The 18,858-nt window shown below is 74.4% G+C and carries 24 protein-coding genes and 1 tRNA gene; 7 read left to right on the forward strand and 18 right to left on the reverse strand.

Features of this window, described 5'->3' with window-relative positions:
• From ACWPXV_RS09955 to ACWPXV_RS09995, 9 genes are all read right to left on the reverse strand, one after another.
• Nucleotides 1-363, reverse strand: a complete 363-nt coding sequence (locus ACWPXV_RS09955; RefSeq protein WP_454085090.1) for an anti-sigma factor domain-containing protein — start codon at nucleotides 361-363, stop codon at nucleotides 1-3.
• The gene (locus ACWPXV_RS09960; protein ID WP_454085091.1) at nucleotides 360-758 is read right to left on the reverse strand and encodes a hypothetical protein; all 399 of its coding nucleotides are present in this window, start codon (nucleotides 756-758) and stop codon (nucleotides 360-362) included. The genes ACWPXV_RS09955 and ACWPXV_RS09960 overlap by 4 nt, the downstream gene beginning before the upstream one ends.
• On the reverse strand, nucleotides 745-1,278 hold the full coding sequence (locus ACWPXV_RS09965) for an RNA polymerase sigma factor (protein WP_454085092.1): 534 nt from the start codon (nucleotides 1,276-1,278) through the stop codon (nucleotides 745-747). The genes ACWPXV_RS09960 and ACWPXV_RS09965 overlap by 14 nt, the downstream gene beginning before the upstream one ends.
• A gap of 26 nt (nucleotides 1,279-1,304) precedes the next feature.
• Nucleotides 1,305-1,991, reverse strand: a complete 687-nt coding sequence (locus tag ACWPXV_RS09970) for a class F sortase (protein WP_454085093.1) — start codon at nucleotides 1,989-1,991, stop codon at nucleotides 1,305-1,307.
• Nucleotide 1,992: 1 nt separating this feature from the next.
• Entirely contained in the window at nucleotides 1,993-2,808 is an 816-nt protein-coding gene (locus tag ACWPXV_RS09975) for a DUF4397 domain-containing protein (protein WP_454085094.1), read from the reverse strand.
• 122 nt (nucleotides 2,809-2,930) lie between these two features.
• Nucleotides 2,931-3,935 (reverse strand): NUDIX hydrolase, encoded by a 1,005-nt coding sequence (locus ACWPXV_RS09980; RefSeq protein WP_454085095.1) that lies wholly within the window; start codon nucleotides 3,933-3,935, stop codon nucleotides 2,931-2,933.
• The gene (locus tag ACWPXV_RS09985) at nucleotides 3,932-6,307 is read right to left on the reverse strand and encodes an RNA degradosome polyphosphate kinase (protein ID WP_454085096.1); all 2,376 of its coding nucleotides are present in this window, start codon (nucleotides 6,305-6,307) and stop codon (nucleotides 3,932-3,934) included. The genes ACWPXV_RS09980 and ACWPXV_RS09985 overlap by 4 nt, the downstream gene beginning before the upstream one ends.
• A gap of 17 nt (nucleotides 6,308-6,324) precedes the next feature.
• A complete protein-coding gene (mshD, locus tag ACWPXV_RS09990; protein WP_454085097.1) occupies nucleotides 6,325-7,176 on the reverse strand; it encodes a mycothiol synthase in 852 nt (283 codons plus the stop codon).
• A complete protein-coding gene (locus tag ACWPXV_RS09995) occupies nucleotides 7,176-7,799 on the reverse strand; it encodes a hypothetical protein (RefSeq protein ID WP_454085098.1) in 624 nt (207 codons plus the stop codon). Before ACWPXV_RS09995 ends, mshD begins: the two co-directional genes overlap by 1 nt.
• Nucleotides 7,800-7,957: 158 nt before the next feature.
• Between ACWPXV_RS09995 and ACWPXV_RS10000 the strand changes: the two genes are divergently transcribed.
• Nucleotides 7,958-8,329, forward strand: coding sequence for a spore germination protein GerW family protein (locus ACWPXV_RS10000; RefSeq protein ID WP_251303541.1), 372 nt, complete (start codon nucleotides 7,958-7,960; stop codon nucleotides 8,327-8,329).
• Here the strand turns inward: ACWPXV_RS10000 and ACWPXV_RS10005 are convergent, their stop codons facing one another.
• On the reverse strand, nucleotides 8,330-8,977 hold the full coding sequence (locus tag ACWPXV_RS10005) for a hypothetical protein (protein WP_454085099.1): 648 nt from the start codon (nucleotides 8,975-8,977) through the stop codon (nucleotides 8,330-8,332).
• 8 nt (nucleotides 8,978-8,985) lie between these two features.
• A complete protein-coding gene (locus tag ACWPXV_RS10010) occupies nucleotides 8,986-9,264 on the reverse strand; it encodes a hypothetical protein (RefSeq protein ID WP_454085100.1) in 279 nt (92 codons plus the stop codon).
• A gap of 279 nt (nucleotides 9,265-9,543) precedes the next feature.
• On the opposite strand from ACWPXV_RS10010, the gene ACWPXV_RS10015 reads away from it, so the two are divergent.
• The 3 genes from ACWPXV_RS10015 to ACWPXV_RS10025 all read left to right on the forward strand — a co-directional run bounded on the left by ACWPXV_RS10015 (nucleotide 9,544) and on the right by ACWPXV_RS10025 (nucleotide 10,212).
• Nucleotides 9,544-9,616: transfer RNA gene (locus ACWPXV_RS10015), tRNA-Lys, on the forward strand.
• Between the two features lie 92 nt (nucleotides 9,617-9,708).
• Entirely contained in the window at nucleotides 9,709-9,969 is a 261-nt protein-coding gene (locus ACWPXV_RS10020; protein ID WP_454085101.1) for a hypothetical protein, read from the forward strand.
• A 45-nt stretch (nucleotides 9,970-10,014) separates the two neighbouring features.
• Nucleotides 10,015-10,212, forward strand: a complete 198-nt coding sequence (locus ACWPXV_RS10025; RefSeq protein WP_454085102.1) for a hypothetical protein — start codon at nucleotides 10,015-10,017, stop codon at nucleotides 10,210-10,212.
• A gap of 88 nt (nucleotides 10,213-10,300) precedes the next feature.
• Here the strand turns inward: ACWPXV_RS10025 and ACWPXV_RS10030 are convergent, their stop codons facing one another.
• Nucleotides 10,301-11,827: a DEAD/DEAH box helicase gene (locus ACWPXV_RS10030; RefSeq protein ID WP_454085103.1), complete on the reverse strand. Its 1,527-nt coding sequence runs from the start codon at nucleotides 11,825-11,827 to the stop codon at nucleotides 10,301-10,303.
• A 184-nt stretch (nucleotides 11,828-12,011) separates the two neighbouring features.
• Here ACWPXV_RS10030 and ACWPXV_RS10035 point away from each other — a divergent pair, with 184 nt between their 5' ends.
• On the forward strand, nucleotides 12,012-13,919 hold the full coding sequence (locus ACWPXV_RS10035; protein ID WP_454085104.1) for a DUF2207 domain-containing protein: 1,908 nt from the start codon (nucleotides 12,012-12,014) through the stop codon (nucleotides 13,917-13,919).
• Between the two features lie 58 nt (nucleotides 13,920-13,977).
• Here the strand turns inward: ACWPXV_RS10035 and ACWPXV_RS10040 are convergent, their stop codons facing one another.
• The 4 genes from ACWPXV_RS10040 to ACWPXV_RS10055 form a co-directional block, all read right to left on the reverse strand.
• A complete protein-coding gene (locus ACWPXV_RS10040) occupies nucleotides 13,978-14,244 on the reverse strand; it encodes a GlsB/YeaQ/YmgE family stress response membrane protein (RefSeq protein WP_454085105.1) in 267 nt (88 codons plus the stop codon).
• Between the two features lie 98 nt (nucleotides 14,245-14,342).
• Nucleotides 14,343-15,107, reverse strand: a complete 765-nt coding sequence (locus ACWPXV_RS10045; protein WP_454085106.1) for an endonuclease/exonuclease/phosphatase family protein — start codon at nucleotides 15,105-15,107, stop codon at nucleotides 14,343-14,345.
• Between the two features lie 10 nt (nucleotides 15,108-15,117).
• A complete protein-coding gene (msrB, locus tag ACWPXV_RS10050; protein WP_454085107.1) occupies nucleotides 15,118-15,540 on the reverse strand; it encodes a peptide-methionine (R)-S-oxide reductase MsrB in 423 nt (140 codons plus the stop codon).
• Between the two features lie 32 nt (nucleotides 15,541-15,572).
• Nucleotides 15,573-16,103 (reverse strand): GNAT family N-acetyltransferase, encoded by a 531-nt coding sequence (locus ACWPXV_RS10055; RefSeq protein WP_454085108.1) that lies wholly within the window; start codon nucleotides 16,101-16,103, stop codon nucleotides 15,573-15,575.
• 57 nt (nucleotides 16,104-16,160) lie between these two features.
• Here ACWPXV_RS10055 and ACWPXV_RS10060 point away from each other — a divergent pair, with 57 nt between their 5' ends.
• Nucleotides 16,161-17,141 carry a 1-phosphofructokinase family hexose kinase gene (locus ACWPXV_RS10060; protein WP_454085109.1) on the forward strand — a complete coding sequence of 327 codons (981 nt, stop codon included), beginning with the start codon at nucleotides 16,161-16,163 and terminating at the stop codon, nucleotides 17,139-17,141.
• Nucleotides 17,138-18,013 carry a 5'/3'-nucleotidase SurE gene (gene surE / locus ACWPXV_RS10065; RefSeq protein WP_454085110.1) on the forward strand — a complete coding sequence of 292 codons (876 nt, stop codon included), beginning with the start codon at nucleotides 17,138-17,140 and terminating at the stop codon, nucleotides 18,011-18,013. Before ACWPXV_RS10060 ends, surE begins: the two co-directional genes overlap by 4 nt.
• Nucleotides 18,014-18,033: 20 nt before the next feature.
• On the opposite strand, the gene ACWPXV_RS10070 is transcribed toward surE, so the two are convergent.
• Nucleotides 18,034-18,588: a hypothetical protein gene (locus tag ACWPXV_RS10070; RefSeq protein WP_454085111.1), complete on the reverse strand. Its 555-nt coding sequence runs from the start codon at nucleotides 18,586-18,588 to the stop codon at nucleotides 18,034-18,036.
• Complete coding sequence (locus ACWPXV_RS10075) at nucleotides 18,585-18,836, reverse strand: helix-turn-helix transcriptional regulator (protein ID WP_454085112.1); 252 nt, start codon at nucleotides 18,834-18,836, stop codon at nucleotides 18,585-18,587. The genes ACWPXV_RS10070 and ACWPXV_RS10075 overlap by 4 nt, the downstream gene beginning before the upstream one ends.
• Nucleotides 18,837-18,858 lie beyond the last annotated feature (22 nt).

Consider the following 18,858-nt stretch of genomic DNA (forward strand, 5'->3'; position numbering starts at 1 on the left):
TCAGGTCGTCAGGCGGCCCCGCACGATGCTGTCGCCGCTGTGGGCGGGGTCGCCGTCGAAGGGCTCACGGGAGACGTCGACGAGGACGAGCTCGTCGAGGTCCAGCCCCTCGGGCAGGTCGAAGACGCCCTCGTTGCCGGCGAGCAGGCCGACGCTGACGAGCTGCTGGACGTCCTCGTCGAGCAGCCAGACCTCGCGGAAGCCGTCGCTCTCCTCGCCGCTCACCTCGACCCGCAGGAGCAGGCGGCCATCGGCCTCCTCGAGGCGCGCCGACCCGGTCTCCTGCCACCCGGGCAGCGGGTCGAGCTGGGCCTGCGCCACGGGCGCGGGCTCCTCCTCCTGCGTCCCGGGCAGGTTCGTCACGACGAGCGTGCCGGCGATGCCGGCAGCGACACCGGCGGCGAGCCACGCCGCGCGGGCCAGGCGTCCGCGCGGGCGCTCGCGCCGCCCGGCGGGCGGGTGGAGCCGCCCGGTCCACGTCGGGCCGGGGTGGTGGCGGCGGCGGCCGGGGCGGTGGCGGCCGACGGCGGCGCGGGGTCCGCCGTCGTGCTCGCGATCTCCTGCGCGATGCGGTCCCACACGTGCGGGGCGGGGGCGACGAGCGGCTCGGCGGCGCGTCCGGCGGAGACGACGGCGGTGAGCGCGGCGAGCTCCTCGCGGCACTGCTCGCACGTGGCGAGGTGCTCGGCCGTGGCGGCGTCGGGCTCGACCTCGCCGAGCGCGACGAGGGTGAGGGTGTCGTCCTCAACGTGACGCATGGCTTCCCTCCATCCTCGTGCGCAGGCGGCGCAGGCCGCGGTTGATGTGCGACTTCACGGTGCCGAGCGGCAGGTCCATTCTCTCGGCGATCTCGGTGTGCGTGAGCCGCTCGAAGAAGGCGAGCTCGAGCACGTCCTGCTGCGGGGGCCCGAGCTCGACGAGGGCCTGGGCCACGACCACCTGGTCGACGATCTCGTCGGTGCGGTCCGGGCCGGGTGCGTCCTCCGCCTCGGCGAGGTCGGACCGGTCGCGGGCCCGGCGGCGCAGCGCGTCGGCGACGGCGTTGCGGGTGATGCCCGAGAGCCAGGCACCGATCGGGGCCCGCTGCGGGTCGAAGCGGTCGCGGGAGCGCCAGGCGCTGACGAAGACCTGCTGGGTGACGTCCTCGGCGTCGGCGGTGTTCCGCAGGGTGCGGAGAGCGATGCTGTAGACCATCGAGGAGTACTCCTCGTAGACGAGCCGGACGGCGTCGGCGGTGCCGTCGCGGAAGCGCGCGCCCAGCACCTCGGGTTCCGTCATCGCCACCTCAGCCGTACGCGTCCCTGTCAGGGGACCAATGTAGCGGTGACGACCGTGTTGTCGGTGTAGCTCTGGACGTCGTCCTGCCACACGCCGTCGCAGGTGATGAGGACGAGGCGGTGCTCGCCGTCGCGGCGGAAGTGCTCGGACAGGTCGATCGTCGTCTTGGGGATGAGGCGGGCGGACTCGACGGCGTACTCGAGCACCTGCCCGTCCTCGCGGGTGACCTCGATGCGGTCGCCGGGCTCGAGCTCGACGAGGTCCCGCAGCGGGCCGTAGGCGGTGATGAACGAGCCGGAGTGGGCGGCGATGACGGTGGCCCCCTCCTCGGCGCCCGCGGAGGGGCCGAAGCGGTACCAGCCGGCGCGGGCGGCGTCCTCGGGGACCTCCATCTGCCCGTCGGGGGCGACGCCGACGGCGTCGACCGGGAGGTCGGCGTCCAGCGCCGGGACGACCACCCGGACGGGCGGGCTCTGGGTCTGGACCTCGGGAGCCCCGCCGCCGAGCGGACGGGCACGTCCGGGACGGCGGCGGGGCTGGGGGCCGGGGAGCCGGCCGGGGCGCCGGGGGTGGGCGTCCCGGCCGGTGTCCCGCGCCCGGGCCGGTAGGGGCTCCCACCACCGGCCCGGGCTGCTCGGGCTCCCCGCCGTCCACGCCGCACCCGGCGAGGACGAGCAGCAGGTCGCCGCTGCGGCTGCGAGGAGACGGTTCATGTCAGGCCCGGGTCCGGGCGAGACGACGGGCGCCGACGGCGGCGGCGAGGAGCAGCGCGCCCAGGCCCGCGGCGAGCGCGGCAGCGGGCACGGTGGGCTCGTCCACGGGGACGAGGCCGGTGGGCACGCCCTCGGGTGCGGAGTGGAGACCGGTGATCGTCTGGGTGGCGACGTCGAGGGTGTCGTCCTCGAGGCTGCCCCAGGCGTAGACGATGGTGCTGGAGCCCTCCTCGACGGGGACATCGACCGGGCCGATGACCGGCTCGGTGGTGCCAGCGGCCGCGACGGCTGCCGGGACGGTGCCGGCGGGCAGGTCCAGGCTCTCCTCCGCGCCGTTGGCGAGACCGCTGATGACGGCCTCCCCGCCGGCGAGGACGTCGACCTCGGGGGCGGCGGCGGTGTGACGGACCGTGAGGCGGCCCTCACCGGCGGCCGTCTCGGAGATGTCGTTGGTGAAGAAGGAGGCGGTGGGTGCGCCGTCCGCGTCGAGGTGGGCGACGGCGGTGTAGTTGCCCCCGGCCTCGAGCGGCAGGTCGAGCGGCCCGAGCACGGGCTCGCTGTCGTCCTCGGCGTCCGCGGCGGTGATCGCCACGGAGTAGGTGCCGGCGGGCAGCTCGAGCGGGCCGGCGAGGCTGGCGGGCTCGAAGTCGTCCAGGGTGCGCTCCCCGTTGACCCAGACGTCGACAGTGAGGTCCGGGACCCCGTGCAGCACGGACAGCAGCGCGGCGTCGTCGGTGGCGGCCGAGGCCGGAGCGGCGAGAGCGAGCAGGGCGAGGCCGGCGGTGGCGCCGATCCCTGCGCGACGGGTGGTGCTCATGGTGTCCTCCAGTGTCGGTAGTGGTGCTGACACCAGGTATTCGTCACCACCCCCCGATCCGGATGCAGCTGGGTGCGAGGAGTATTTTTTCCTTCGTGCTCCGGCGGACCGGGACGAGCGTGCTAGCCGCGGTCCGCGGCCGTCAGCTCCTCCTTGTACGTCGGCGCGCGGTGCTTCTCGAGCGCGACGACGACGGCCGCCCGGCCGGGGCGGCGCCCGACGTGGACGACGAGGATCTCCGAGGTCTTGAGCCACGGGTCGGACTCCGGGACCTGCTTCATGATCCGGTTGGGCGTGTTCACCGCGATCTGCTCCATGAAGGTCGGCAGCACCGGCCGGTGGGTGCAGATCGCGACGCCCGGAGCGCGCTGCTTGACCTCGGCGTCGAGGAGCTGGCGCGCCCGCTTGGGCCTCTCGCGGTGGGCGTCCTCGGTGATCTCCGGGTGCAGCTCGATCTCGACGCCGATGGCGTCGGCGTAGGGCGTCACGGTGTCGACGCAGCGCCGCCACGGGCTGGAGACGACCCGGTCGACGCCGTAGGCGGACAGCAGCGGGACGAGCCGCTGCGCCTGTGCCTCCCCCACGGCGGTGAGCGGGCGGGTGGACTCCCCGCCCTTCCACACCGTGCGCTTCCGGGCGCGGGCGTGCCGGACGACGATGAGGGCCCACGTGCTCAGCCGCTCGTCCTTCCACTGGTCCAGGAGCATGCCGAGCGGCTCACGGTCGTGGTCGTGGGTGAGGAGCCGGCGCGCCTCCTTGGCCTCGACCCAGCGCACGTCGTCGATCTCGCGGTCGCTCGCCGGGATGGTGATCGGACGGCCCCGGAGCGACGGGTCCCCGGGCGGGGCGGGGCGGGCGGCCCAGTAGTGGACCTCCTTGCGCCGCCCGTCGCTGATCCGGTAGCTCACCTTGGGCAGCGGCTGGCCGAGGACGACGGCGACGCCCGTCTCCTCCGCCGTCTCCCGGACCGCACACGCGGCGAGCGTCTCCCCACTGTCGAGCTTGCCCTTGGGCCAGGACCAGTCGTCGTAGCGCGGCCGGTGGACGAGGAGCACCTCGAGCTTCTTGCGGTCGTTGACGCGCCACACAAGGGTGCCGGCCGCGTACTGGGTGCGCGGAGCGGTCATCTGCTGGCCGCCACCCGCCGCCGGGCGCGGGCGATGAGGAGCTGCTGGAGGTCCTCCAGCGGCGTGCCGTCCTCCGTGAACTGGTGGCGCTCCCAGGTGCCGTCCGGGAGGAGGTGCCACGACGACGTCGTCGGCGCGACGCAGCGGTCGAGGAGATCGGTGAGGAACTCGACCTGCCCCTTGTCGACGATCCGCACGAGCACCTCGACGCGGCGGTCGAGGTTGCGGTGCATGAGGTCGGCGCTGCCGATCCACACGTCGGGCAGCTCCTCGTCCCCGGCGAAGGCGAAGACACGGGCGTGCTCGAGGAAGCGGCCGAGGATCGAGCGGACGCGGATGTTCTCGCTCAGCCCCGGGATCCCGGCGCGCAGCGCGCAGATGCCGCGGACGACGACGTCGACCTGGACCCCCGCCTGGCTCGCCCGGTACAGCGCGTCGATGATGGTCTCGTCGACGATCGAGTTGACCTTGATCTTGATCCACGCCTGGCGGCCCGCGCGGTGCCCGGCGATCTCCCGCTCGATGCGCTCGACGAGCCCGGGCCGCACGGAGCGCGGCGCGACGAGCAGCCGGCGGAAGCGCGAGCGCGGGGCGTAGCCGGAGAGCTGGTTGAACAGGCGGGTGAGGTCCTGCCCGACGTCGGGGTCGCAGGTGAGCAGGCCGAGGTCCTCGTAGCCCCGCGCCGTCTTGGGGTTGTAGTTGCCGGTGCCGATGTGGCAGTAGCGGCGCAGCCCGTCCTTCTCGTTACGCACGACGAGGGAGAGCTTGCAGTGGGTCTTGAGCCCGACGATGCCGTAGACGACGTGGACCCCCGCCTCCTCGAGCTTGCGCGCCCAGGAGATGTTGGCCTGCTCGTCGAAGCGCGCCTTGATCTCGACGATCGCCAGCACCTGCTTGCCGGCCTCGGCGGCGTCGATGAGGGCGTCGACGATCGGGGAGTCGCCGGACGTGCGGTAGAGGGTCTGCTTGATCGCGAGCACCTTGGGGTCCGCCGCCGCCTGCGCGAGGAACTCCTGGACCGACGTCGAGAACGAGTCGTAGGGGTGGTGGAGGAGCACGTCGCGCCGGCGGATCGCCTCGAAGATGTTCGTCGGCTGCGCGCTCTCCACCTCCGCCAGCGCCTGGGCCGTGACGGGCACGAACTTCGGGTACTTCAGCTCGGGCCGGTCGAGCTCGTGGACGACGTCGAGGCCGGTGAGGTCGAGCAGCGACGGCAGCTCGTAGACCTCGTGCTCGACGACGCCGAGCTCGCGGATGAGGAGGTCGCGCACGTGCGCGCTGATGCCCTGGGCCAGCTCGAGGCGCACCGCGGGCCCGAAGCGGCGGCGCATGAGCTCCTTCTCCAGCGCCTGGAGGAGGTTCTCGGCGTCGTCCTCCTCGACCTCGAGGTCCTCGTTGCGGGTGACGCGGAAGGTGTGGTGCTCGACGATCTCCATCCCGGGGAAGAGGTAGTCGAGGTGCTCGCCGATGATCTCCTCGAGCGGGACGAAGGACGTGCGGCCGTCCTCGCGCGACGAGGGGGTCTCCTCCGGGCGGTGGGGGCGGCCCGCGGCGTCGACGGCGATGAAGCGCGGCAGCAGCGGGGGCACCTTGACGCGGGCGAAGTGCTCCTTGCCCGAGCTCGGGTTGCGCACGACGACGGCGAGGTTGAGCGAGAGCCCGGAGATGTAGGGGAAGGGGTGGGCCGGGTCGACGGCGAGCGGGGTGAGGACCGGGAAGATCTGCTTGCGGAAGTACTTGCGCAGGCGCAGCTGCTCGCTCTCGGCGAGATCGCCCCAGTGGAGGATCTCGATGCCCTCGGCCGCGAGCGCCGGCTGGATGTCCTCGGCGAAGGTGCGCGCGTGCTCCTCCATGAGCTCGTGGGCGCGCACGCTGATGGCCTCGAGGACCTGCCGCGGGGAGAGCCCCGAGGCCGCCGTCACGGCGAGGCCGGTGGCGATGCGCCGCTTGAGGCCGGCCACGCGGACCATGAAGAACTCGTCGAGGTTGGAGGCGAAGATCGACAGGAACCACGCGCGCTCGAGGAGCGGCTGGGTGGTGTCCTGGGCCTGCTCCAGCACCCGCTGGTTGAAGGCGAGCCAGCTGAGCTCGCGGTCCGCGAAGCGGCCCTCGGGGAGCCCGACGTCGAGCGGGTCGACCTCACCGCCGTCCTCCCCGGCCTCCTCGCCCGCCTCCTCGACGAGCTCGTCGGCCTGCTCGGCGACCTCCTCGGCGGGCGCGGCGGCGCCGGTCAGCGCGACGGCGTCGACGTCGTCGTGGGCGGCGCCGTCGTGGGCGGCGCCGTTGTCCGTGGCGCCGTCGCCGCCCTCGGGCCGCTCGTCGGCGGGCGCGTCCTCGAGGTGGCTGGGCGTGGTGACCTCAGGCTCTGGCATGGGGCCATGCTGCCACCTCAGCGCGCGTACTGAACGTCGAGCGAGGAGCGGTCGTAGCCGGCACGGCGGTAGGTGCGGATCGCCGCGGTGTTGTCGCCCTCGACGTAGAGCGTGGTGCGGCGGAAGCCGCGCCGGCGCATCTCGGCGAGGGCGAGGGCGGTGAGGTGCCCGCCCAGCCCGCGTCCCTGGGCCTGCGGGGCGACCCCGAGGGCGTAGATCTCCGCGTCGTGCCCCTCGGGCTTGACCCACATCGAGGCGAGCAGCGCGTCCGGCCGCCCGGCCTCGTGGGCGAGCCACAGGAGGGAGGGGTCGAACCACGGCTCGGCCTGCCGCTGGTGGAGGTCGGCGACGGTGAGGCGCCCCTGCTCGGGGTGCTCGGCGAAGGCGTCCGCGTTGAGGGCGACCCACGCCTCCTCGTCCTGCCCGGCGACGAAGGTGCGCACCTCCACCCCGGCGGGTGCCTCAACTGCCGGTGCCTCCGCCCCCGGCTCGAGGTCGCGCGCCATCTGCCACAGCTCACGGGTGACGCGCAGCCCGGCGGCGCGGGCCAGCGCCTGGGCGCCGGGGAGGTCGCCGTGTGCCCACAGCGCGACGGTGGGGACGTCGTCGAGGACGGTGTCGAGCAGCCGCCGTCCCAGGCCGCGACGGCGGTGGGCGGGGTGCACGCACAGCTCGCCGCTGCCCTCGGGGTCGACGACGGCGTGGGCGAGGAGCTCCTCCCCCTCGGCGAGCCAGTGGTGGCGGTAGCCGCCGGCACCGTGGCGCACGGCCAGGACGCTCTGCTCGTTGAAGGGCGCGACGCCGTCGGCGTCCGTCGCGGCGGCGGCGAGGCGCAGGACGGCGTCCGCGGAGGTGAGCCCGGTGCCCATCAGTCCAGGGTCCCCACGCGCCACATCTCCGCGGCGCGCTCGAGCTCCTCGGCCGTGCGCAGCAGCGCGGAGGCGCGGCGGGTGAGACGGGCGGCGAGCTCGTCGTCGTCGACCCAGTCGGCGTCGAGCGCGGAGCCGGTGGCGACGACGCGGATGAAGGCGGCGGCGCGGTCGAGGGCGACGTCGAGGTCGCCCTCGTACACGCCCGCGAGGACGGCGTCGGCGAGCTCGGCGACGTCGCTGGGCCCGGGGGGCTCGACGACGCCGGCGATGACCCCGGCGACCTCGGCGCGGTGCCGGCCGAGGGAGAAGCGGTCGGCGACCCGGGCGGGGTCCGACCGGACCCACTCGCGCATGAGGTACAGGCGCCACAGGGCGCCGGGGAGGGTCGTCGAGGGGCTCTGCGACCAGAGCTCGGCGATGGTGTCCAGGCCCTGGGTGTCGACGAGGGAGACGAGCCGGGAGACGAGCTCGGGGTCCTCCGCACCGGCGCGACCGCGCCCGACGAGGACCGCGGCCGTCGTGTGGGCGGCCTGCGAGCGCAGCGCCGGGTCGACGTCGCCGACGATGCGCTCGGCGGTCTGCGCGTCGAGCATGGCCGGACGGCGGTGCTTGCGCTCCATCAGTCCCCCTCACGGTGGTCCGTCCCGGACGGACCGACCGGAACCTCCCCGATGCTACGAGACACCTCCCCGGTCCGGCACGTGCGCAGCCGCTCTTCCCCGCGCCCGCCGTCCGTGGTGTGCTGGGCCCGCCCACCCCGGAGGAGAGGAAGCACACCATGGACGAGACACCCGCGACCCGGCCGATCGACGCGGCCGGTGACGCCCTGCACGTGCGACGCGTCTTCGGGGAGGCCTACCAGGCGGGCGACACGCTCGTCATCCCGGTCGCCAGGGTCGTCGGCGGCAGCGGCATGGGCTACGGCACCGGCGCGCTCGGCAGCCCCGAGCAGGGCGGGACAGGGGAGGGCTCCGGGGGCGGGGGCGGCTTCGGCGTCCACGCCAAGGCCGTGGGCGTCTACACCGTGCGCGACGGCGTCGTGCGCTGGCAGCCGGCGCTCGACCTCAACCGGGTGATCCTCGGCGGACAGGTGGTCGGCGCGATCGCCGTGCTCGCCCTGGCGCGGGCGCTGCGGGCGCGACGCCGGTAGTCAGTCCAGCCGGCGGGCCCTGGCCCGGGCGGCCGCGGCGTCGAGCTCGTCGGCCGTCGCCGCGAGGGCGTGGGGACGGCGGGTCACCGGGCCGGCGGCGTCGTCGTCGTGCGTGTGCCAGCGCGGGTCGCTCGCGGCGCCGTCGGACAGCACCCGCAGGAAGGCCGCGGCCTGCTCGAGGAGGTCCGCGAGGTCGGTCTCGCTCGTGCCGGCGAAGAGCTGGGCGAGCCGCTCGTCCAGAACGGGCGGCTGAGGGGCGACGACGGCGTCGCGCGGCTCGCCGTCCGGCGTCGTCTCCCCCGGGCCGGTCCGCGCGGTGCCGGCGCGGAAGCGCATGGTGATCGTCTCCGGGTCGCGCTCGAGCCAGGCGCGCAGGAGGTAGAGGCGCCACAGGGCGCCGGGGAGGCTCGCGGCGGGGCTGCGCGACCACAGGCCGGCGATCTCGTCCAGGCCCTCGGCGTCGATGATGGCGCCGACGCGCTCGGCGAGGCGCTCGTCCTCAGCCAGGTGGCTGGGGCCGAAGAGGACCGCGTTGGCCGTGGAGTGGGCGGCCTCGAAGGCCAGGGCGGGGTCGGAGTCGCCCCAGATGAGCTCGGCGTCCTTGTTGTCGAGGATGGCGGGCCGTCTGGGCCGCTCGCGACCGTCCACTGCTCTGGTCAGCTCGCCTTGCGGAGGGCGAAGCCCACGCCCTCAGGGCCGGTCTCCGCGTCGAGCAGGTGCTCGGCGAGGAGCGGGGAGGCAGCCTCCTCGACGAAGACGCGGGCACCGTCCTCCTCGATGATCGCGTCGCCCCGCTCGGGCTGCGGCGACAGGCTCATCTCCACCAGGTCCGCGTCCGGGGCGAGGGAGAGCCGCACCCCGCCGGACTTCGGCAGGCCCGACTGGGAGGTGATGCCCGTGATGGCAGCCTTGGCGTTGTCGGTGAGGCTCAGCATGATTCCCCCTAGGAGGCGGTGACGGGTGCGTGCGGCACCCCTCTACGGTGAGTCCCAGGGCCGCTCCCCGCAACCGGACGCGCCGACCCCGGGCCCCCTCCCCCGTCTGTGCGCCCGCTGGTCCACCATGCTCCCCGTCGACCGGGCGCACGGTGGACCTCCAAGGCGCAGGGTGGCCGGGCGGGCCGCGCGAGGCCGCCGACGCCTGGGCGGCACGGCTGTCCGCGTAGTCTTACCCCTGCCGGTGCGCCGCGGGCGAGCTCGCCCACACGCGTCCCGGGGCCTCTAGCTCAATGGGCAGAGCAGCGGACTTTTAATCCGTAGGTTGTGGGTTCGAGTCCCACGGGGCCCACTGGAGGCACGCCCTCCAATCCTGTTGCATGCTGGGACTGCCCAGCCCGTGGGCCCGCCCACGGCGCACGACGCGCGGACCAGGCGAAGGACATGGAGACGTACGACAGCACGGTCAAGCTCGCTCAGGCCCTCGGCCCGGGCGACGTGCTCGTGGGCGTCGGTCCGGGCGGTGAGCGGCTGTACCGGGTCCATGAGGTGCAGCGCAGGGCGGGGAAGGTCGTCGTCGCCGCCGGCGACCAGTCCGTGACGTTCCACCCGCGCGACGAGGTGCGGGTCGCGCACCCGGACCTGGCAGAGCTCCACGCCACCCGCGACGACGCGGGCGCCGAGTCGCCGACGCGGACGGCGTAGCACCGCCCGTTCGGCTGGCGTCCCCGGCTGTCGCCTCGTACGTTCGTGCGGCACGCCGACGAGACCGCCGGCCACGCACACGAGGAGGGCACGATGGGATTCCTGCGCAAGGCCATACGAGGCGGCATCGCCCTGAAGGCGCTTCAGGTCGTCCAGCGTGAGGCGGCCAAGCCCGAGAACCAGCGCAAGGCCAAGGAGATGTTCGCCAAGGTCCGCGACCGGAAGAAGCCTCCGCAGCGCTGACTCCAGGACGCACAGACGGTCACCACGGACGCACGGGATGTGCGTCGAGGTGACCGTCTGTGCGTACTCGGCGGGAAGAGAGGCGGCGTCAGACGCTGCGGACGCCGGAGGTGGCGCGACGGCCACCGCGGCTGCGGCCCTGGCCGCCGCCGCCCTGCGCCGGGCGCGAGTCGACCGAGGCCTGCCCGGTCGTGGAGGAGTAGACGGAGCGCGACCCGGCCCCGCGGCCGGCGCCGCCGCCGGTCCTGGCGCCGGTCTTGGCGCCACCACGGCTGCCGCCGCGCGGCGCGCTGGAGCCGCCGGACCGTCCGCCGCCCTGGGGCGCGCGGTCGGTGGTAGCGGTCGAGCCGGAGCGGCCACGGCCGCCGCGACGACGGCCACTGCCGCCACCGGCGCCGGCGCGCTGCTGCTGAGGTGCGCTCGGCACGGTCGCCGCGGCCTCGGCCGGGGACACGAGCGGCGCGAGCTCGCCGACGAGCTCGGAGATGACGCGGTCACCGGGGCGCACGCTCACCGGCTTGGCCGAGATCTTGGCCTGGCGGGTCAGGGTGCGCATGTCGCCGGCCTGCTCGGGGAGCATGATCGTCACGACGTCGCCGCCGGAGCCGGCGCGGGCCGTGCGGCCGGAGCGGTGCAGGTAGGCCTTGTGCTCGGCGGGCGGGTCGACGTGGACGACGAGCTCGACGTCGTCGACGTGGATGCCGCGCGCGGCGATGTCGGTGGCCACGAGCACCCGGACGGTGCCGGTGGAGAAGGCCGCGAGGTTGCGCTCACGGGCCGGCTGGGTGAGGTTGCCGTGCAGGTCGACGGCGGGCACGCCGGCCGCCGTCAGCTGCTTGGCCAGGCGCTTGGCCTGGTGCTTGGTGCGCGTGAAGAGCACGCGCTTGCCGGTGCCCGAGGCGAGGGCCTGGACGACGTCCTTCTTGTCGTCGGCGCCGGAGACGGCGAGGACGTGGTGCGTCATCGCGGCGACGGGCGACTCCGCGCTGTCGACGGAGTGGTGCAGCGGGTCGGTGAGGTAGCGCTTGACGAGGACGTCGACGCCGTTGTCCAGCGTCGCGGAGAACAGCATCCGCTGACCGGTGCGCGGCGTGCGGTCCATGATCCGCTTGACGCCGGGCAGGAAGCCGAGGTCGGCCATGTGGTCGGCCTCGTCGAGGATGGTGATCTGCACGTCGTCGAGCGACAGCACGCCCTGGCCGAGGAGGTCCTCGAGGCGGCCGGGGCAGGCGATGACGATGTCGACGCCGGTGCGCAGCGCGTTGACCTGGCGGGTCTGGTTGACGCCACCGAAGATCGTCGTCGTCACCAGGCCGAGCGAGGTCGCGAGGGGCTCGACGACGGCGTTGACCTGGTTGGCGAGCTCACGCGTCGGCACGAGGACCAGGCCGCTGGGGCGCTTGGAGACGCGGCGCCGGCCGGCCAGCCGCGTGACGAGCGGGAGGGCGAAGGCGAGGGTCTTGCCGGAGCCGGTACGCCCGCGGCCGAGGACGTCGCGGCCCTGGAGGGTGTCGGGCAGGGTCGCCGACTGGATGGGGAAGGGAGCCGTGATGCCGGTGTCGGTGAGGTGCTGGACGACGGGCGCGGGCAGGTCAAAGGACGCGAAGGAAGTCAAGGGTGCCTTTCAGGCTTCGAAGATCGGTCGGAGTTCGCCGTAACGGGATCCGCAGCGATGACCGCTGCATCGAACTCGACGACGCCGGGCTCGCGAAGACGCGTTGCCCACCTCGCCAGGATAGCCCTACTCCCGTCCCTGTGCCGGGCAGGGACTGTGACATGGGGCGCGGTAGCGTGCCGGGGTGACCCGTCCCTCCCGCGTCCTTGCCGCTCTCGCGCTCGTCCTGGCGGGCCTCCTGCTCCTCCCCCCGGCCGCGACGGCGGCGAGCGGTGACGTCGTCCGGCAGCTCGACATCGCCATCGGCATCCGCCCCGACGGGACGCTGGAGGTCACCGAGACCTACGACTGGGACTTCGGCACGCGCGAGGGCCTGGGCCTCACCCGCATGCTCGACTCACGCTTCGACTACGCACCCGACCCGGACAAGGTCCGCGTCTACGAGTACGCGGACTTCTCCGCCTCCAGCCCCACGGGCGCGCCGGCCGGGGTGTGGAGCACCGACGAGGGCGCCCGCGTCCGGGTCGACGTCGGCGCCCCCGACGGCTCCGACGACCGCCGCAGCGGCCGGCAGACCTACGTCCTGCGCTACACCGTCGACGGGGCCCTCAACGCGATCCGCGACGACCCCGCCGTCCCCGACCAGGACGAGCTGTACTGGAACGCCACCGGCCACGACTGGGACGTGCCCATCGAGCAGGCGACCGTCACCGTCACCGGCCCGGCCGACGTCGTCGACCACGCGTGCTACGAGGGCAGCCGCGGCTCGACCGCCGCGTGCGCCTCCCTCGACGCCGATGGCGGGCAGGTGCGGGCCACGAGCGGGCACCTGGCCTCGGGCTCCGGCATGACGGTCGTGGCCGCCTTCCCGCCCGGCACCTTCGGGACGATCGACCCGATCCTCGAGAGCGCGCCCGAGCCGCTCCTGTGGGCCGGCGACGGCGCCGCCCCCACCGCCGCCCGCTTCGTGCGGGACAACGTCGCCTGGCTCGCCCCGCTCGCCCTGCTCGGACCGGTGCTGCTCGCGGTGCTGCGCGTGCGGCGCGGCCGGGACCTCCACTTCGCCGACCTGCCGCCCGGGGTGCTGCCCGCGCCGGGCACGACGCCGCGGGTGGAGGTGCTGCGCGACGACCCCGCCGTCGCCGTCCGCTTCACCCCGCCCGACGACCTGCGCCCCGGTGAGGTCGGCGCCCTCGACGAGAAGACGGCGACGACGACGCACGTCTCCGCCACGCTCATCGACCTCGCCGTCCGCGGCTTCCTCCAGATCCACGAGGCGGGTACGGGCTGGCGCGGCAGGCCGAACGACTGGCTGCTCGTCGCCACGCCGGAGGCCGCACGCGGGGACCTGCGCGACTACGAGCGCACGCTCCTGGAGAAGGTCTTCGCGGGCCGCAGCCAGGTGCGGATGTCGCAGCTGCGCAACACCTTCGCCGGCACGCTGCGCACCGCCCGCCGCCAGCTCATGGGCGGGCTGGCCCAGCTCTTCACCGGACGGGTCCGGGCCGGGGCGGGGTCGATCCTCGTCCTCGTGCGGGTCGTCGTCGTCGGGCTCGTGCTCTTCACCTTCGGCGCGGGGATCGCCGGGGCGGCCGTGAGCGGACCGGCGACCATCGTCCTCGTCCTGGCGGCGGGCGGCGTCGTCGCCGCCTTCCTCCTCGCCTGGGGCCTGACCCGCCGCGCGAGGCTGCAGCGCAGCCCGGTCGGCCGGGCCCTGCACGAGCAGTCACGCGGGTTCCGCCTCTACCTCACCACCGCGGAGGGTCACCAGCTGCGCTTCGAGGAGGGCGAGGACATCTTCTCCCGGTACCTGCCCTACGCCATCGTCTACGAGGCGGCCGAGCGCTGGGCCGGTATCTTCGCCCGGCTCGAGGCCCAGGGGCAGCAGGTGGCCCGGCCCACGTGGTACGTCGGGACGCACGGCTTCCAGGCCGGCAGCTTCACCACCCTTGGCAGCGCGCTGTCCTCGTTCTCCTCCACCGCCGGCCGCACCCTGTCCTCGACCCCCGGCTCGTCGGGCGGCTCGGGCTCCGCGGCGGGGGCGGCGGCTTCTCCGGCGGTGGTGGCGGCGGGGCGGGGCGGCGGCCGCTGAGCCCCGGTACGACGACGCCGGCCGGCCCCCGTGGGACCGGCCGGCGTCGATGTCAGGCTCAGCGGCGCTTGGCGCCCTTGTTCGTGATGCCCACGTACACGCTGATGAAGAGGATCGCGGCGACGATCGAGATCGCCCAGCGGATCCAGTCGATGCCGCCGGTGTCGTCCACGCCCAGCGCGCCGGCCACCCAGTAGCCGGCCAGGGCACCCAGCACACCGAGGATGATGGTCCACAGGATGCCGAGGTTCTGGTCGCCCTTCATGAAGAGCCGGGCGAGCGCGCCGATGACGGCTCCGAAGATGATGAGACCAATGATCTCCATGGCAGTCCTTCCTCTCACTGGGCGCCACCATTGGGGTGGCGCCGGGTGTTCGTCCGGAATCGTGGCACGGGCCGGGGAGGCCCGCACTCCGAGAGCTCTCAGGCAGGCTCGACGCCGACGGCGAGTGCCAGGTGGTCCGACACGGGCAGCCGGACCGCGCTCGCCTCGGTCACGGCCCGCAGACCCGGCCCGGCGAGCACGTGGTCGAGCTGGCGCCGGGGCCGGCGCGCGCTGAAGGTGGGCGCCTGCGCGAGCCCGCGCATACCGGTCACCCGGGCAGCGTCGTCGGGGCCCATGTTGAGGTCGCCGAGGAGGAGGTGGGGGCCGGGCAGCGTGCGCAGCGCCCACGCCGACTCCGCCAGCTGGCGGCGGGCGACGGGCGGGGCGACGGACAGGTGGGTGCAGCCCACCGTCACGGGCCCGAAGGGCGCCTGGACGACGGCGGCGAGCAGCACGCGCGGCTGGTCCAGCCGCACCTGGAAGCCCAGGCGGGTGTCGGCGGGCGCGACGCGGACGGGGCCTGGCCGCAGCGGCCGCACGTGCCAGGAGGTCACCGGCCAGCGGCTGAGGAGGGCGACGCCGTAGCCGGAGTCGTCGGGCACGTGGGAGGGCACGGGGCGGCGGCGCAACCCCCGGGTGGAGCCGGCGAACGCCGCGGCGAAGCGGTGCCAGCGGTAGCCGAGGGCCTCGGCGATGACGGCCGTCTCGTCGATGCGCCCGCTGCGCGCCTGGCCCTTGTCGACCTCCTGGAGGGCGAGGACGTCGCCGGGCAGGTCACGGAACGCCGTCGCGAGCCGCTCCGCGGAGCTCGCGTCGCCCACGAGCGGGTGCCCGTGCTGGAGGTTCGACGTCACGACCAGCACGGGCAGCCTCTCAGCGCTCCTCGAAGGTGAGCGCCACGGAGTTCATGCAGTAGCGGTCCCCGGTGGGGGTCTGCGGCGCGTCGGGGAAGACGTGTCCCAGGTGGGAGTCGCAGCGGGCGCAGCGCACCTCGGTGCGGACCATGCCCAGGGTGCGGTCCTCGAGGAGGGTGACCGCGTCGGAGTCCTGCGGGGAGAAGAAGCTCGGCCAGCCGCAGTGGGCGTCGAACTTCGTGGTGGAGCGGAACAGCTCCGCCCCGCAGCCGCGGCAGCTGTAGACGCCCTCGCGGTTCTCGTGGAGGAGCTCGCCGGTGCCCGGCCGCTCCGTGCCTGCCTCGCGCAGGACGTGGTACTCCTTGGGCGAGAGGCGCTCGCGCCACTCGTCCTCGCTCAGGGCGACCTGGGTGAACGCCACGCGCTGGTTCTCGGTGCTCATGTCCCCATCTTGCGCCTCGCTCGGCCGGGAAGTCACGTCGAGGCGTCCGGGTGTGACCCGACGAGCACCTTGCCGAAGACGTGCGTCACGTACGGGTTGCCCCCGTCACGCTCGACCGGCTCGTAGCCGCTGGCCCGGTAGAGCCCGCACGCCTCGACGAGGGACTCGTTGACGCCGAGGAGGACGCGCCGCCCGCCGAGGGAGCGGGCGCGGTTCTCCAGGGAGCCGAGGAGGAACCTGCCCAGCCCGCGGCCGCGGACGTCCGGCTTGAGCCACATCCGCCGGATCTCCACGAGCCCCTGCTCGAGCACGTGCACCGCCCCGAAGCCGATGACCGCGCCGGAGCCGATCTCGCTGACCAGCATGAAGTCCCCGCGCGGCGGGGTGACCTCGGCGGGGTCGGCGGCGTCCGCAAAGGACGGGTCGATGTCGAGGCGGTCGCTGAGCTCGGCGAGGTAGGCGCGCATCGCGTGCGCCGCGGCGTCGCTGCCGGCCTGGCCCTCCAGGACCCGCACCGGTGGCGCCCCCGTGGCGCGGCGTGCGCGGCCTGCCGTTGCCTCCATCGGCACAGTGTGCACCTTCCCCCTGCGCCCTGTCTCGCGCGGTCCTAGGCTCGCGCCATGGAGCAGCAGTCGGCGCACCGGCCCAGGCTGTGCGTCCTCGCGCCCACGCCCCTCCTCATGGTCGAGGTCGAGCCGGGTGAGGACGAGGACTACGAGCACTCCGCCGACCTCCACCTCCACCCCGGCGGCCAGGGCCTGTGGGTGGCGCGGATGGCGATCTCCCTCGGCGCGGAGGTCACCGTGTGCGGGCCGTTCGGCGGCGAGGTGGGCGCCGTGCTCGCCCACATGCTCTCGGAGGAGAAGCTCACCGTGCGGGCCGTGCCCTACAACGCGGGCAACGGCGCCTACGTCCACGACCGCCGGGGCGGGGACCGCGCCACGCTCGCGCACATGGTCCCCCCGCAGCTGACCCGTCATGAGCTCGACGACCTCTACGGCACGGTCCTCGTCGAGGCGCTCGAGTCCGACGTCCTCGTCCTCACCGGCGCGGAGCCGGACCGGGTGCTGCCGGCGGGCTTCTTCTCCCGCCTCGTGCGGGACGTGCGCAGCGTGGACAAGCCGATCGTGGCGGACCTCTCGGGCGACGCCGCGAAGGCCGCCGCCCGCGAGGGGCCCACGGTCCTCAAGATGAGCCACGAGGAGCTGCAGGGCGCCGGCCTCACCGGCGGCGACTCCGTCGAGGAGCTCCAGGCGGCGGGCCGGCGGCTCGTCGAGCAGGGCGTCGAGGCGATGCTCATCTCCCGTGCCGGGGAGCCGACGCTCCTCGTGACGGCCGAGTCGACCCGGCTGCTCGTCGGGCCCGTCGTCACGCCGCTGGACCACCGCGGCGCCGGTGACTCGATGACGGCCGGGGTGGCGGTCGCGCTGGGGCGCGGCGCGAGCGTCGGCGAGGCCGCCCGCCTGGGAGCCGCGGCCGGCGCCCTCAACGTCACGCGCCGCGGGCTGGGCACGGGCCGGCGCGAGCAGATCGAGCGCTTCGCGGACCGCATCGGCATCGAGGTCGTCCCCCGCGACGACGGCGGGAGGGCTGGGACGTGAGGGTCCTCGTCACCAACGACGACGGCATCCGGTCACCCGGGCTCGTCGTGCTCGCACGCGTCGCGCTCGAGGCGGGCTGCGACGTCGTCGTTGCCGCCCCGCACCGCCAGTACTCGGGAGCGAGCGCCTCCCTCACCGCACAGGAGGTCGACGGGCGTCTCGCGCTCGTCGACGCCCGCCCTCCCGGCCTGCCCGACGGCGTGCCCTCCTTCGGCGTCAAGGCGGCTCCCGCCCTCATCGCCTTCGTCGCCGCCTACGGCGCCTTCGGGCAGCGGCCCGACCTCGTGCTGTCCGGGGTGAACCTCGGGGCGAACACCGGCCGTGCCACCCTCCACTCGGGGACGGTGGGGGCCGCGCTGTCCGCGGCGACCCAGGGGATCCCCGCCCTGGCGGTCTCCATCGCCTCGGCCGACCCCCAGCACTGGGACACCGCCCGCCTGGTGACCGGCCACGCCTTCGCCTGGCTCCGCGACCAGCCGAGCGACGAGGAGCGCGTGCTCAACATCAACGTGCCCGACATCCCGGCCGAGCAGCTGCGCGGCCTGCGCGCGGCCCGCCTGGCCAGCTTCGGTGCCGTCCAGGCCCGGGTCAAGGAGAAGGGCAAGAACTACGTCATGCTCACCTACTCGGGCGTGGACGCCGAGGACGAGCCGGGCTCCGACCACCACCTTCTCAGCCGCGGGTGGGCCACCGCGACGCTCCTCACCGCCCCTTACGACGATCCCGGGGACACCGAGCTGCCGACCTTCACCGGGCGCGGCGAGGCGCCGGTGGCGGTGGACGTCGGCTCGGGGACGGTGATGAGCTCCAACGACGACCTGCCGAGCGGGGAGATCAGCGAGGAGCAGGTCGAGGGCTCAGCGACGCGCTGAGCCCCCGCCCGGGGTGACCCTCAGTCCTCCTCGGGCCCCTCGTCCTCGACCGGCTCGCCGGTCCGCGCACGGCGGTTCTTCACGCCCATGGCGACGGCGCCGACGAGCAGCCCGCCGCCGCCACCGACGACACCGCCCTTGACCATCGAGCCGACCACTCCCGACTCGAGGTCGACGGCGGGCAGGTCGAGGAGACCGTGGCCCGCGAAGACCGTGTAGGCGAGCGCCCCGAGGACGACGGCGAAGCCGCCGAACACGATGGCGCCGGTGGTGCGCTTCATCGCCGGCTCGGCACGGAAGGCGAGCTCGCTGACGTCCACCCCGCGCCGGCCGGCGTACCAGATCGTCGCCCAGCTCTGCAGGCCGGCGAGGAGCAGCAGCAGCACCGGGAGCAGCAGCTGCCCGAGCAGGGCCGTGACGACCGCGATGCCGATCGAGACGTAGATCGTCAGCGTGTAGCCGAAGGTGGCGGCCTCCGTGAAGACGGCGCGCTCACGCTCGTCGCCGTAGCTCGCGCTGTCCAGCCGCATGAGGCGGTCGGCCGCCCGGTCCCGGGCTCCGTAGGTGCTCGTCATCGTCGTGCCTCTCCTGTGGTGGTGTCCTCGTCCTGGCCGAACAGCTCCTCGACGGTGGAGCCGAGCGCGCGGGCCACCCGCAGCGCGAGGTGGACCGACGGCGCGTAGTCGCCCTGCTCGACGGCGATGACCGTCTGCCGGCTGACACCGACGGCCGTGGCGAGCTCGGCCTGCGTCAGGCGCTGCTCGCGCCGGCGCCGGCGGACCGGGTTGTCCGTGGCACTCGCGGCGACTGCTCGTGGGCTCATGGCTCGATGTTAAGAGCCCTTG

Source organism: Georgenia sp. Marseille-Q6866 (assembly GCF_965111665.1).

Bases quoted from the DNA above. Each gene is read 5' to 3' on its own strand.
- ACWPXV_RS09960 (WP_454085091.1), bottom strand. From the start codon at position 758: ATGCGTCACGTTGAGGACGACACCCTCACCCTCGTCGCGCTCGGCGAG.
- ACWPXV_RS09965 (WP_454085092.1), bottom strand. From the start codon at position 1,278: ATGACGGAACCCGAGGTGCTGGGCGCGCGCTTCCGCGACGGCACCGCC.
- ACWPXV_RS09970 (WP_454085093.1), bottom strand. From the start codon at position 1,991: ATGAACCGTCTCCTCGCAGCCGCAGCGGCGACCTGCTGCTCGTCCTCG.
- ACWPXV_RS09975 (WP_454085094.1), bottom strand. From the start codon at position 2,808: ATGAGCACCACCCGTCGCGCAGGGATCGGCGCCACCGCCGGCCTCGCC.
- ACWPXV_RS09980 (WP_454085095.1), bottom strand. From the start codon at position 3,935: ATGACCGCTCCGCGCACCCAGTACGCGGCCGGCACCCTTGTGTGGCGC.
- ACWPXV_RS09985 (WP_454085096.1), bottom strand. From the start codon at position 6,307: ATGCCAGAGCCTGAGGTCACCACGCCCAGCCACCTCGAGGACGCGCCC.
- mshD (WP_454085097.1), bottom strand. From the start codon at position 7,176: ATGGGCACCGGGCTCACCTCCGCGGACGCCGTCCTGCGCCTCGCCGCC.
- ACWPXV_RS09995 (WP_454085098.1), bottom strand. From the start codon at position 7,799: ATGGAGCGCAAGCACCGCCGTCCGGCCATGCTCGACGCGCAGACCGCC.
- ACWPXV_RS10000 (WP_251303541.1), top strand. From the start codon at position 7,958: ATGGACGAGACACCCGCGACCCGGCCGATCGACGCGGCCGGTGACGCC.
- ACWPXV_RS10010 (WP_454085100.1), bottom strand. From the start codon at position 9,264: ATGCTGAGCCTCACCGACAACGCCAAGGCTGCCATCACGGGCATCACC.
- ACWPXV_RS10020 (WP_454085101.1), top strand. From the start codon at position 9,709: ATGGAGACGTACGACAGCACGGTCAAGCTCGCTCAGGCCCTCGGCCCG.
- ACWPXV_RS10040 (WP_454085105.1), bottom strand. From the start codon at position 14,244: ATGGAGATCATTGGTCTCATCATCTTCGGAGCCGTCATCGGCGCGCTC.
- msrB (WP_454085107.1), bottom strand. From the start codon at position 15,540: ATGAGCACCGAGAACCAGCGCGTGGCGTTCACCCAGGTCGCCCTGAGC.
- ACWPXV_RS10055 (WP_454085108.1), bottom strand. From the start codon at position 16,103: ATGGAGGCAACGGCAGGCCGCGCACGCCGCGCCACGGGGGCGCCACCG.
- ACWPXV_RS10060 (WP_454085109.1), top strand. From the start codon at position 16,161: ATGGAGCAGCAGTCGGCGCACCGGCCCAGGCTGTGCGTCCTCGCGCCC.
- ACWPXV_RS10070 (WP_454085111.1), bottom strand. From the start codon at position 18,588: ATGACGAGCACCTACGGAGCCCGGGACCGGGCGGCCGACCGCCTCATG.
- ACWPXV_RS10075 (WP_454085112.1), bottom strand. From the start codon at position 18,836: ATGAGCCCACGAGCAGTCGCCGCGAGTGCCACGGACAACCCGGTCCGC.